The sequence below is a fragment of the Ferrimonas sp. SCSIO 43195 genome, assembly GCF_023716685.1.
In the GTDB taxonomy this organism is placed as follows: Bacteria; Pseudomonadota; Gammaproteobacteria; order Enterobacterales; family Shewanellaceae; genus Ferrimonas; species Ferrimonas kyonanensis.
Genome location: NZ_CP072679.1, coordinates 4,634,449 through 4,647,414, shown reverse-complemented (window position 1 = coordinate 4,647,414; position 12,966 = coordinate 4,634,449). Strand labels below are relative to the sequence as shown.

The following is a 12,966-nucleotide window of genomic DNA, read 5'->3' as shown; positions in this document are numbered from 1 at the left end:
GGTGGTGTAAAAAGGGGAGGGCCGCAGCCCTCCCGCTGACTTAGTGATGGTCGTCGGCTTCGTGCGCCAGCAACAACGGGTTGACGGTGGTGGCACCGTAGCCCTGCTCATTGAGCTGGGCGTCCAGCACCAGGGTAGCCAGATCGTCGGCGGCCACATCCATCTGCGGATCCTGCTCCAGGAACAGCATCTTGGTGTAGCCATGGCAGTCGTCGCAGCTTTCGATGCGCACCTTGGCCTGATGATCGTCCAGCGACCACAGCGTCATCTCTTTATCCTGACCACAGCTGCTGCAGTGGGCGCGGATATAGTGCCACTGGGTTTCACACAGCGAGCAGTGCAGATAACGCAACCCTGCGCGAGGCTCATCGACTATCACGCTGGCCACCGGATGACACCCGCAGACCGGACACAGACTCTGTTGCTCCACCTGACGGGCGTCCATGCGCTTAATCACTGGTGGAGCCCAGTGGGACCAATACAGCGACATGGCAGACCACAGAAACAGGCTGAACCGGGCCGGTACATCACTGAAGCGGCCCTGACGCAAGGCTTGCCCCCAGTGGCCAATCTGGTCCGGAGACTGTTGCAGCAGCAGGCGAACCTGGCGAGCCAGGTTGTCATCGACCAGAGGCAACAGCTGAGCCAACAGTTGCTGCATCAGCCCCTGCCAGTAGCCGTCGATTTCCGGGCCGACGTCGGCCAACGGTGCGCCGGCTTTCTCTTGCCAGGCCGGGGGCTGACCGAAATCGGCCTCGGTGGCCAGGCGAGCCTGTATGGTCACCAGTTTCTGACACAACTGCAGGTAGTCGGCCAGTGGCGAGTCTTGGGTCAGTGCCTGCAACCGCTTGGCACGGTTGAGGTACAGGGATCCGGGATCCGCGGCCCGCAGGGGCTTCAGCTCCAGCGGCGATTCACTGCCGGGGACGACGGGTATCTCGGTGGCGGGGTTCATTAATGGTTCTCCTTGTCGCCGTGGTCATTCAGCATCAGCGGGTGGTGCTTGCGGCACCAGGCCCGGGAGACCTTGCCGTACAGCATGCCCGGTACTGAGCCTTCGACCCAGGTGGCCATCCAGAAATGCACCAGCACAAAGATCAGCATGATGATGGCGCTGATGGCGTGAAGCAGAATGGCCCAGTTGATGACGCTGGCTGAAAAATAAGGGGCAAAGTAGGGCTGCCACATGATGATGCCGGTGGCCGTCAGGGTCACGGCGGTCAGCACAAAGGCGCGAAACAGCACTTTTTGCCCCGGGTTGTAATGGCCGATGGGCGGGATCTTGTCTTCGTTCTCAAGCATCACCTCCTTGATGGCCAGCATCCAGGCCAGATCGTGCTTCTCCCACTTGTTGTGGTGGTAATAGCGCACCAGCATCAGCATCAGCGGCAGACACATGGCCAGGCCGACGATGGGGTGGATGAAGCGGGCCAGTTGCGGGGTGCCGGCGATGGCCCCCAACCACTGGAAGGAGGGATAGAAGAACGAAAAGCCGGTCAGGAAGGTGACCAGGCCCGCCGCCACAATAAACCAGTGGCAGATGCGGTCGAACAGGGTATGACGAACGATCATTGCGGGCTTATTCATTTGCGGTCCTCCTGATCCTGTTGAGACTCGGAATCGGCACTGTCGTGACCGGACTCATCCTCTTCGACCACGTTGCGACCAACGGTGATCTTGTGCAGGGCGGCCACGGCCACGGTTGCCAGAATGCCGGCCGTTCCCAGCGGTTTGAGCCAATCCTGTTTCAGATTGACCGCCGCCGGGGTGGTCGGATTCTCCGGCAGGTTGTAGCTGCCCGGATTGGTGATGTCGTGCAGAATCATCATCATGCCGGTGCCGCCGACGCCGTCGGGGTTGTACAGGCCGGCCTTGGGGAACCCCTTGGCGCGCAGTTCCTCAACCCGCTTTTCGGCCTGGAACAGCATGTCTTCCCGAGTACCAAAGCGCAGCGCGCCAGTGGTGCAGGACTTGACGCAGGAGGGTTCTTGCCCGACCTGCAGGCGGTCGGCGCACAGGGTGCACTTGTAGGCCTTGTTGTCCTTAGGATCGAGCTTAGGCACGCCAAACGGACAGGCACTGGTGCAGTAGCCGCAGCCGATGCACTTGTCCGAATCAAAATTCACCATGCCGTTGGCATGCTGAACAATGGCACCGGCGGTGGAGCAGGCTTTGAGGCAGGCCGGATCGGCACAATGCATGCACGCGGTGTGGGTGAACTGCCAGCGCAGCTTGTTGTTGTCCATCACCTCGTTGAACTGCATCAGGGTCCAGCACTGGCCCGACAAAGACATCGGGTTCTGGTAACTGCCCTGAAAGCTGCCCACCTCTTCGCGCAGATCGTTCCACTCTGAGCACGACACCTGACAGGCCTTGCAGCCGTTGCACTTGGTGGCGTCAAACAGCTTGGCCACGGTCTGGCGGGCATTGCGGCCCTTAGCCGCCGGCGTTACGTCGGTGGTTCCCGAGCGTCGGATAATGTCTTGTGAAGCCATGATTACACCTCCTTCGCTTTGGTGACATTGACCAGGAATGCCTTGTATTCCGGTACCTGGCAGTTGGCGTCGCCCACTTCGGTGGTCAGCACGTTGCAGCTGTAACTCTTGCGGGTCAGGCCGCCGTGGGTACCGTGACGAGGCAAGCCCACCATGTGAACCCATTGGCCGTTGACCTTGAGGGGCTGCAGGCGTTTGGTGACCAGGGCCTTGGTTTGGATCTGGCCCCGTTTGGAGCTGACGGTAACCCAGTCGCCGTTGTTGATGCCTTTCTCTTTGGCCATCACTTCGTCGATTTCAACGAAGGTTTCCGGCATGGAGATGGCGGCCAACTTGCAGTGTGCGGACCAGAAGTTGAAGTGCTCGGTCAGCGAGTAGGTGGTGGCAGCGTAAGGGAATTCACTGTTGTCACCCAGGGTGTCTTCAACCCCTTCCAGCATTCGAAGCACAGGGCTGCGGCTCACTTTCGGGTGCAGTGGGTTTCCACCAATAGGCGATTCCACCGGCTCGTAGTGCTCAGGGAACGGACCTTCTGCCATCTTGCGCAGTGCGAACAGGCGACCGACGCCTTCCGGTTGCATGATGAACGGGTGGGCGGAATCTTGAGGGTTCAGCTTCATGTTGAAGTCACCCACATCGATGCCGTGCCATTGGTCATCTTTCCACTCAACGATGGTCCGTTTCGGATCCCACGGCTTGCCATTAACATCACAGGAGGCGCGGTTGTAGAGTACACGCCGGTTCACCGGCCAGGAGAATGACCAGCCTGGGGTGATGCCCTTGCCGGATGGATCGTGGTTATCACGGCGGGCCATCAGGTTGCCCGCTTCGGTCCAGGAGCCGGAGTAGATCCAGCAACCACAGGCGGTGGAACCGTCATCTTTCAGCTGGCTGAAGCTGTCTAACTGCTTGCCGGTGTTCAGATCGCTGCCACTGAGCTCTTTTGCCACCTCTTCGGGGCTCGGGGCGTGCGGATTGGCATAATCCCATTTCACCGCTTCGATCGGCTCTGGCAAGACCCCGCCTTCGTCGGCGTACAGGGATTTCAGCGTCATCATCAGCTCGGAAAGGATCTCCGAGTCCGACTTGGACTCACCCGGTGGGTTGGCGCCTTTCCAGTGCCACTGCATCCAGCGGCCGGAGTTGACGATGCAGCCTTCCTCTTCGGCAAAACAGGTGGTTGGCAGGCGGAACACTTCGGTCATGATTTCGGACGGTTCAACGTCGTTGAAGTCGCCGTCTTTCTGCCAGAAGTTGGAGGTGTCGGTGGCCAGAGGATCCAGCACCACCAAGTACTTCAGCTTACTCAGACCCGTCAGCATCTTGTTGCGGTTGGGCATCGAGTTGATGGCGTTGACGCCCTGCACGATGTAGCCGTTCACCTCACCGCGGTACATCATGTCGGTGTGCTTGGTGAAGTCGTATTGCAGATCCCATTTCGGCAGCCAGTCGTAGCCGAAGTGGTTGTCGGCATGGGCGCGGTCTCCCCAGAAGCTCTTCATCTGCGAGACGAAGAATTTAGGGTAGTGGTGCCAGTAGTTGGTTTGTCCTGGGCGCAGAGGAACCGGGGTGTGGTTCTCTAAGTAGGTCGCCAGATCGGTGTCTTTGTCGCTGGGCAGTTTCAGGTAGCCTGGCAGCGCTTGTGCCAGTAGGCCCATGTCGGTGGCACCCTGAACGTTGGAGTGGCCACGCAGAGCGTTTACACCGCCACCCAGCACACCGATGTTACCCAGCAGCAGTTGCACCATCGCCATGGTTCGAATGTTCTGGGCGCCTTTACTGTGGTGCGTCCAGCCCAACGCGTACATGAAGGTCGCGGCGCGATCGTGGGTGTGGGTGCTGGCAATGTTCTGGCAGATCTCTTGGTAATCGTCTACCGGCGTACCGGTAATGTTGCTGACGGTGGCAAAATCATAGCGTTCAACGTGTTGTTTCAGCAGGTTCCAGACACAGCGAGGGTGCTCAAAGCTCGGATCCACCTTGGCGTAGCCTTGGTCATCCAATTCATAGAACCAGGATTCTTTGTTGTAGCTGCCGTTTTGCTCATCAAAGCCACTGAACAGGCCATCGTGGAAGTCGAAGTCTTCGCGAACGATGTAGCTGGCGTTGGTGTATGCCTTGACGTAGTCGAAGTTGACCTGGTTGGTGTCGAGCAGGTAGCGGATGACACCCAGCAGGAAGGCGATGTCGGTACCCGAACGAATCGGCGCATAGTGATCCGCCAGAGAGGCGCTGCGGGTGAAACGGGGATCCACAACCAGCAATTTGGCGTTGTTGTGCTGCATCGCTTCCGTGACCCAACCAAACCCGACCGGGTGAGCCTCGGCGGCGTTGCCACCCATAATGATGATAACGTTAGAGTTTTTGATGTCGATCCAGTGGTTGGTCATGGCACCACGCCCAAATGTTGGAGCAAGACTTGCTACCGTTGGGGAGTGTCAGTTACGCGCAATGGTGTCGATGGCAACCAGGCCCAGGGCCCGGGCAAACTTGTGAGTGATGAAGGCCCCTTCATTCGGCTGCGCCGATGAAGTCATCATGCCGGTGGTGAGCCAGCGGTTTACCGTGGTGCCGTCGTCGTTCTTCTGAATCAGGTTGGCATCCCGGTCCGCTTTCATCAGCTTGGCAATGCGACTCAGGGCGTCTTCCCAACTGAGGCGAGTCCATTTGTTGCTACCCGGTGCGCGATACTCTGGGTAGTGGTTGCGGTTGGGGCTGTTGACGTAGTCCACCAAGCCTGCACCTTTTGGACAAAGTGCACCGCGGTTAACCGGATGATCGGCATCGCCTTCGATGTGGAAGATGCTCTGCTCGCTGTTCTTACCGCCACTGCCGTGGCTGTACATCAGCAAGCCGCATCCGACGGAACAGTAGCAGCAGTTGTTGCGGGTTTCTTTGGCCCTGAGTAGTTTGAATTCCCGAACGGCGGCAAAGGCCTTTTCGGACATCAACCCCAGAGCAGAGGCGGCGGACGTGGTCGCTCCGGCCGCGCACAGTTTAAAAAACTGACGTCTATTCATGGTGTTCTCTCAATCATTACGGTGATGAGTATCGGTAATGGCTGCCCGTAGGCCGCCGTGACGAAAGTGAAAGCCCTTCGACGGTTTGGATTATCTGCAAAACACCGTCTAAGTCACAAATTACGACAGGCGATCAAGATCACGTTTGTGTGCTAGCGATCCATTTGTGCTGCCTTGGTGTTGAATTTGGGCATTTAATTCTGCTTGTTGCGCTCTTTGTGGCTAATTTGTTCGGTTGGGTGGTGGTTTTGCTGATTGGTCAAAATGACCATTCTGATTGGTAAATAATGTCCCATTTTCAGAATTTATGAAGTCATTTTCGGTTTGTTAGACGGTGTTTTCTGACCAAAAATGATGATTCGAGCAAAGGGGGAGCCGCAGTGGGTCATTGTGGCCCGATTCAATTGAGCAGGCCGTGCCCTTGAAGGTCGGGAAAGTGGCAGCATGGTGTGGGGGGGGGGAGGCAGAAAAGTCAGCCCCGATGGAACCGGGGCTGACCTTAGTATTGCGGAGTTAGGCAGGGAATTGCTCCAGAGTGGTGCCGTCCCAGTTGAATCTGTGGGTACGCACCTGTGCCAGGAAGCGGGCCCGATCCGTATAGAACGAGGTCTTGGCCCAGTCGACACCATCCCAAACGGTGGGAACGTTGTGGTAGTCGACCTTAAAGCCACCGCCCCCTGCGGTGGCGACCCCGACCCCGTGCTCCCACATTCTGGAGAACACCAGCTTGGAGCTGACGTCATCGCGTTTGCTGGCGGTCAGGGCGATGGCGTCAAAGAAGTACTTCAACTGACTGACCTCAGGCGGGACATCGCCCAGCTGGGCCAGCAGGCCGTTGAGGCCATCGTCGAGGAAGCTGCCAAAGGTGCCGGAACTGACCGATGAGGTGGTGAAGTCCACAGAGGCCAGCCCGGTATTGGCGTTGGCCGGGTGCTGAGTGACAAAACTGGCATGAATGTCGCCAGACAAGCTAACCGTGCCGGTGGCGCTGAGCAGATCGTTGATCAGACCCGCTTTAAACTGCGGGAAGCCGTCCCAGTGATCCACATTGAGGTAGAAGCGTTGTTTCAGCGCTGAGGGCACCAGGTCCGAGTCCAGCACCGCTTCCAGATCGGCGATGCCGCTGTCCTCGCGGCTGGCGGACAGGTCGGCCAGTAATGGGGCAAATGAGACCGAACTGGCCATCACCTTGTGGGTGGCGCCGGACTGGCTCAACACGCCCTGCAGCCAGCTGAACTGGGCGGCATCGTATGGGGTTTGCACACTGCTACCCTGCTGCTGGGCCATAAACTCCAGGTAGCCGGCGTACAGGTCGAAGGTTTCCCGGATCACCAGGTAGCGGGCGCCCAGATCGGAAAACAATGTGGTCTTGCCCAGGGTATAGAAGGCCAGTCCGGTGTCGACGCCGGTTTCCGGCAGCGGTGGCAGCGCCTTCAGTGGGTGGCCGTCTGGCAGGGGGGCTTGCGCCTGAGTTAGCACCAGGTTCAAGTAGCTGCTGGTAAGCAGTCCCTGAATGGCGGCGGTGGCGCGCTCGCCAGCCTGAGCCAGGGCGCTGGCTTGATCCAGGCCCAGCCGGCTCATCAGCTCTTCGGTGTAAAGACCGGTGAAGATCTCCACAAAGGCGGCTTTGTAGGGAGCAAACGGCGCGGCATCGATGTCCACCACTGGGCTCATCTGTGCCAGGGTGGCATCGATGCCAGCCTGGGGCATGCCTTGTCCTGCCAGAAACGCGGTCAGGGTGGTGCTGTTGATGGCCACGGTGGCGGGGAAGGCGTCCTCGGGAATCAGGTGATCTGGTCGGTAGGTGCGGTAGTCGGTCAGGGCCAGGTGCAGGTGCTTGCCGAACTGCAGATCGCGGTAGATCTTGGTGTGGGGGAACAGCTGATCGTCGCTGACCTCCAGGGCACCGCTGCCACTGTCGCCATGAGGGGCGCTGTGGTCGATTGGCATAAATTCAAAGTACACCTGTTCGGCGTTGCGCTTGCGGCTGGTCTGCTCTTCATCGGCGGCGCCGGCCAGATAGGTGGCGTTGGTCTGCCAGCTGTCATCGGAGAATTCGTGGTCATCCCAGATGGCCACCAGCGGGAAGCGCTCGTGCAGCTCCTGCAAGACGGCATCGCTGCGATAGGTTTCATACAGTTGCCGATAGTTGTCGATGCTGTTGGCGGCTTGGAAAGCCGCTTCCCCGGTACCTATGGTCAGGGCACCGTCGGTATCACGGAACTCGATGCTGCGCTCACCGCCGGTGTCCTGGAAACTGGCATCACCGGTGGTTTCGTAGATGTAGTCACCCAGGTGCAGCACGAAGTCCAGGTCGTCCCGGGCCAGCAACGACAAGTAGGTGTTGTAGTAACGGCCCAGGTAATCCTGGCAGGAGGCGAAGCCAAACTTGACCTCCACGTCGGCATCGCTGGCCGGGGCGGTTTTGGTGCGACCGGTCTTGGAGCTGTGCAGGGCGCCGTCTTTGCTGTACAGGAAGCGGTAATAGTAGTGTTGGTACGGGTCCAGCTCGGTCACCCGCACCTTGATGCAGTGGCCATTGGCGGCCGCGGCGGTAAAGTCTTGTTCCACCACCACGGTGGCAAACTCTGGATCGCTGGATACTTGCAGAGTCAGCGCCAGATCGCCATCACCGTCGACGGCGCGGGTCCATAGGATCACCGAGTCCGGGCGCGGATCGCCGGACATCACCGATTGTGGGAAATACTGGGGCGAGACCACCGGCAGGTTGTCCGGAGCCGGGGTGCTGCTGTTGTTGTCGTTGGAGCAGCCGGTCAGGCTGGACAGGGTTACGGCCCCGGCGGAAACCACCAGGGTGTGCAGAAAGCGGCGGCGGGTATAGCTCATTGAGTCATCCTTGTTAATTGTAGTTATCTTTGCCTCATATACCGGTCGGTATTACATCCTTATAGGCAGTCGGCTCAGAGAGGGTTTCATGAGCGCCCTATGTTGATAACAGATTATTACAGAAGTGTGAACAGGTATGACCAGAAATTCTTCGGTTGGGGAAGAGAAGGAGGGTGGGGCCGGCGCTGGAAGATGAGGGAGGGACCGACCCCGACCCGAATTAGAAGTAGTAGCCGACGTTGATGTTGATGCGGCTGTCCCAAGGGGCATCGGGATTAGCCAGACCGACGCCCGGTCCACCGGCAAAAGTCATGTTATTGCCGACAATGTAATCAAAGTACGCCCAGATGGGGCCGCGATTGAACGACAGCCCCAGAACGTTCTGGGTTGAGTCGTCCTGATCCTGACCTTCGGGGACCACCAGCCCATAGTCGTTGTACAGGGTGATGTTGCCCCAGCGAGTATCGAAACGACGTGACAGGTTGAGGTTGTAACCCGTGGCTTCGCTGGCGATGTCGTAGGCGGCACCGACGACGCCCACGGTCAGGGTGTCGGCGTCGTCACTGCTGTTGTACTGATAGTGCGTTACCTGAGCCTGAAGGTTCCAGGGGCCGCTGACCCAGTCGGCGTGCAGGGCAGCGGCCCAGCGATCGCCGTTGTCTTCCTCTACCGCGTGGTACAGCTGCCCGGCTTCAAGGGAGCCGCCCAGATTCAGGTGGCCATCGGCCAACGGCAGTGAGTAGACCGCCCGCAGGTTCAGCTGATTGGTTTCCTCGTTGTCGCCGATGATGTCGGCGCCGTAACGATCCAAGGTATCGCTACCGTACTCCGGTCCTTTGATAAAGGCGGCGTCCAATTGCCAGCGATCCCAATGGTGGACCACTTTCACACCGGCGTCGTAGTTGTCTTCGAAGCCCAGGTAGTAGTTGGTGCTGAACCAATAGCTGTTGGAGATGAACCCCGGCTTGCCGAACGGTACTTTGACGACGCCGACCTGTACCTGAGTGGTGTCGCTGACATCCATGTAGCCATAGGCACGTTTGACGTAGTTAAGGCCACTGGCGAAGCGGTAATCGACGCTGACCCCGATGTCGTCTATCTTGCCGTCAAAGGTGACCGACATGGCATCAAAGGCGAAGTCGCCACCTTTGTCTTTGGAGGCGTCGCTGTAGTCCTTCCAGCCGTAGTTGGCACGGACGAAGCCGCCCAGTTCGATGTCCTGACTGGCGGCGTGCACCAAAGGGGTCAGGGTGAGTTGCGTCAGCGCCAGCAGGGTGGCGAGTTTTAACGGATGCATGGTGTTTTCTTGTCCCTTGTACTAAGCAGGCCGGGTCATTGGCTGGGGTATTCGGCGGTGTCGGACACCACTAGGGTGTAGGCGGTGCTGAACAGGCCGGAGAGGTGTTTCTCCACCTGCAGTTCGCCAATCAGATACACCGGTTTACCCTCTGTGGCCTTGACCTTAACACCGGGCAACAACTTGACTTGAATCAGCTGGTTGGCCGGTGGTGGCGGCTTGTGAAAGCAGATCTCCGGCTGTGGACTGAGCACGGTAATGGTCGGCTGATCGCTGTCGGCCTGATGGTGATGATCGTCGCCGAGATGACTGGCAACGCTGTTTTCAATCACAAAGCCGGGAATCACCACCTGTTGGCCATTCAGTTCGGGGTTGATGCGCTCAAACACCGAGCTGGCGTTGGCATTGGCGTTGAGATCCGCCCACAGCAGGGAGTGGGGGGCAGCGAGGGCTTGGCCACTGAGCAGTGCGGTCAGAAGCAGCAGGGGAATCAGTTTCATAGGTATGGCCCGGAAAAAAGGGTCAGCGGATGCTGACCCGATGAGAGATAACCTTGGGTCAGTAAGATGAGCATCTCGGTACCGATGCCACCCGGGGTGAAACGGGTGGCACCGGTAGCGGACGACAGATTACTGAGGACGCACTGCGTCGAACCCATAGCCGCCTTTGCCTTCACGCACGGCGTGCGATTGGGTGTAAGGGATGAAGTCGAACATCAGGGTTTCGCCGGCACCCACATCCTGAGGCCACTGGTACTTGAAGGTGGAGAATTTGCCATCTTGCGGGAACCAGTACATGTAGATCAGATCCTGATCGTCATAGGTATTGGGGGTGTAATGCATCGCCTTGGATGGGATCTCGATGTAGTCACCCGGCTGGAAGTGTTGCATGCGACCCTGAGACCAGGTCAGGCCCTCGCCACTCAAACCGTAGTAACACTCCATTTCACGGTGGTAGTGAGGAATGGCGGTACCCGGCGCCACACGCACCAGACCGATAACGGTCGGTTCATCGTTCAGCTCTTTCCAGCACATGCCCACTTCGGTGGCGGCGGCGCCCCCCTTAGGGCAGGGGATCAGGTTTTCCGGATCGTCAATGCGCCAGGTCAGCCAACCGGAGTCGTTGGCACCCTTGCCGCCATGGTCGTTGGACTTAACGGTGTAGATGTCCTTCTTGCCGGACTGCAGCTCTTCCAGGTAGGCCAGCGCTTGCTCCTGTTTACACACCTGTGGCATCAGCTTGGTCGGTGCGTACGGCGTGTAAGGCAGTGGCTTCTCGTTGTGCCAGGGCTTGTCGGCAGGTTTGCCGGCGGCACAGGCAGCCGTGCTGGCGATCAGCAGTGCGGTGGTGATTGTCAGTTTCTTCATCATCTTTTTCCTTGGAAGGGAGGTATTGTTATTTAAACTTCGGGTAGTTGAAGTTGTGGCATTCCTGGCACAGCGCTTTCTTGGGCGTGTGCTCGCCGTGGCACTCCTGACACGGGGCCTCTTTGCCGTAGTGCATGCTGTTGTGCGGGTTTTGCTTAACCTCGTCGCCTTCGCGGGCGGTCATCTCGGCCACATCATCAACGTCATGGCACTGCAGGCAGGCTTCATCGGATGGGAACTTGCCCATGCCCTGATCGTGGCAGGTGTCGCAGCCGGCTTCGTACACGGTGGCGTGGTGTTCACGCTTGTTCATGGCCTGAGTGTTAAAGCTGGCGGCCAGGATAACGGCAGCGGCGGTAAGCAGTACTTTTGAGCGGGTCATGGCGATTAGGCCTCCATAATTGAACGAGCGGCAGTCACGCCGAATGCCAGACATTCCGGGGTAGAGCAGCCACCCAGTCGGCTGACGCCGTGGATACCACCGGTCACTTCACCCGCGGCGAACAGGCCTGGAATTGGCTTGCCGGTCTTGGCGGCCAGCACTTCGGCTTTGGTGTTGATCTGGATGCCGCCCTGGCAGTAGTGCACCTTGGGCCACAGACGCTGAACGATGAAGGGGGCGGTCAGCTTGATGCCTCGACCGGCGTTCATGCGCTTGCCAAATTGTGGGTCTTCACCCTTGTCGACGTAGCTGTTCCAGTCGGCGATCTGTTGCTTCAGAGCCTTCATGGGCACATCGAAGTGCTTGGCGATGGCTTCCACGGAATCGAATTCCCACGCCACGTTGTACTTCAGTACCTTGGCCATGGAAGGATCGTTCTTGGCTTCGTGCTTAGGTGCAATCAGCAGGGCAGGATTGGGGTTGCCGTCCTGGTCGCGACGCTGCAGCTCCAGATCGGCGCGGGTCTTACGGTCGGCGATCTCGTTCATGAAGCGCTGGCCGGTGTTGCGGTCGATGGCGATGGAGTGGGGGAAGTTGTACAGCGAGAAACCGGCACCGTAGCCGAAACCGCCTTCATCGGGCGAGGCCCAGGGGCCGGACTGAATGTGGGCCAGGTGCACCGGAGTGGCGCCGGCGGCCAGCATTTCGATCAGGCCATCGCCGGTGGCGCCTTTGGCGTTGGTACAGCCGACTTCGGCGGTCAGGGTTGGATCCTGGGCCTGTCTCAGGCTGATGTTGTAACCAAAACCTCCGGTGGCGATGATGACGCCGCGCTTGGCTTTGATGTTGATCAGCTCGCCGCTGTCCTCAAAACCGAAGTGGTAGCCTTTGCGAATGTTGACGCCGATAACCCGGCCTTCCTTGTCGTGGATCAGGTGCTCGAACTTGTGACGGATCTGAGTCTCAACCCCCATCTTACGGGCAGTTTTCAGCATGGGCTGAATGAAGCCGGAGCCGGAGCGCTCCACCACCTGGTGGCTGCGAGTGGCGCTAGTGCCACCGGTGGTGATGATGAAGTCGCGGTAGACGCAGCCGCAGTCTTTGGTCATCTGGTACACGTAGGGGCCGAGCTCGGCACTGTGGCGCAGCAGAGATTCGCTGGCGACACCGCGGCCGGATTTCAGCTGGTCCTTAACCATCAGGTCGGCGCTGTCCTTGATGCCCAGCTTCTTCTGCAGATCGGTACCGGCAAAGCAGGCCTGACCGGCGTTAAGGGTACTGTTGCCGCCGTACACGCCCATCTTTTCAAAGACGACCACGTCTTTGGCGCCTTTGTGCTTGGCTTCCACCGCCGCTGCCAGGCCAGCAAAACCGGAGCCGATGATCACCACTTCGTACTCACCGTCCCAGCTGACGTCGTCTTCGGCGCACTTGGCGGAAGCGGTCAGGGGTAACATGGCTCCGGCGGCGGCCACACCGGCGCCGAGCTTCATAAACGAACGTCTGTCATGCATAGTTTTCATCTCATGCTGTGAATGTGAAATTACTGTAGCGCTGT

At 58.9% G+C, this 12,966-nt stretch carries 10 protein-coding genes; all 10 read right to left on the bottom strand.

Translation table 11 applies throughout. From position 1 onward, the window contains the following. Positions 1-40 precede the first annotated feature (40 nt). The 10 genes from fdhE to J8Z22_RS21405 all read right to left on the bottom strand — a co-directional run bounded on the left by fdhE (position 41) and on the right by J8Z22_RS21405 (position 12,922). Positions 41-955 (bottom strand): formate dehydrogenase accessory protein FdhE, encoded by a 915-nt coding sequence (gene fdhE, locus J8Z22_RS21450; RefSeq protein WP_028111232.1) that lies wholly within the window; start codon positions 953-955, stop codon positions 41-43. Next, the gene (locus J8Z22_RS21445; RefSeq protein WP_028111233.1) at positions 955-1,587 is read right to left on the bottom strand and encodes a formate dehydrogenase subunit gamma; all 633 of its coding nucleotides are present in this window, start codon (positions 1,585-1,587) and stop codon (positions 955-957) included. Before J8Z22_RS21445 ends, fdhE begins: the two co-directional genes overlap by 1 nt. Next, a complete protein-coding gene (gene fdxH / locus J8Z22_RS21440) occupies positions 1,584-2,495 on the bottom strand; it encodes a formate dehydrogenase subunit beta (RefSeq protein WP_028111234.1) in 912 nt (303 codons plus the stop codon). Before fdxH ends, J8Z22_RS21445 begins: the two co-directional genes overlap by 4 nt. A gap of 2 nt (positions 2,496-2,497) precedes the next feature. Continuing rightward, positions 2,498-5,515 (bottom strand): formate dehydrogenase-N subunit alpha, encoded by a 3,018-nt coding sequence (fdnG, locus tag J8Z22_RS21435; RefSeq protein WP_156896886.1) that lies wholly within the window; start codon positions 5,513-5,515, stop codon positions 2,498-2,500. 513 nt (positions 5,516-6,028) lie between these two features. Further along, the gene (locus J8Z22_RS21430) at positions 6,029-8,362 is read right to left on the bottom strand and encodes an alkaline phosphatase (RefSeq protein ID WP_252008125.1); all 2,334 of its coding nucleotides are present in this window, start codon (positions 8,360-8,362) and stop codon (positions 6,029-6,031) included. Between the two features lie 220 nt (positions 8,363-8,582). After that, positions 8,583-9,659 carry a hypothetical protein gene (locus J8Z22_RS21425; protein ID WP_252008123.1) on the bottom strand — a complete coding sequence of 359 codons (1,077 nt, stop codon included), beginning with the start codon at positions 9,657-9,659 and terminating at the stop codon, positions 8,583-8,585. A gap of 35 nt (positions 9,660-9,694) precedes the next feature. Beyond that, on the bottom strand, positions 9,695-10,159 hold the full coding sequence (locus tag J8Z22_RS21420; protein ID WP_252008121.1) for a DUF3299 domain-containing protein: 465 nt from the start codon (positions 10,157-10,159) through the stop codon (positions 9,695-9,697). A gap of 129 nt (positions 10,160-10,288) precedes the next feature. Next, positions 10,289-11,026, bottom strand: a complete 738-nt coding sequence (locus J8Z22_RS21415) for a cupin domain-containing protein (RefSeq protein ID WP_252008119.1) — start codon at positions 11,024-11,026, stop codon at positions 10,289-10,291. A gap of 28 nt (positions 11,027-11,054) precedes the next feature. Further along, on the bottom strand, positions 11,055-11,408 hold the full coding sequence (locus J8Z22_RS21410; protein WP_252008117.1) for a cytochrome c3 family protein: 354 nt from the start codon (positions 11,406-11,408) through the stop codon (positions 11,055-11,057). A 5-nt stretch (positions 11,409-11,413) separates the two neighbouring features. Further along, positions 11,414-12,922 carry a flavocytochrome c gene (locus tag J8Z22_RS21405; RefSeq protein ID WP_252008115.1) on the bottom strand — a complete coding sequence of 503 codons (1,509 nt, stop codon included), beginning with the start codon at positions 12,920-12,922 and terminating at the stop codon, positions 11,414-11,416. Positions 12,923-12,966 lie beyond the last annotated feature (44 nt).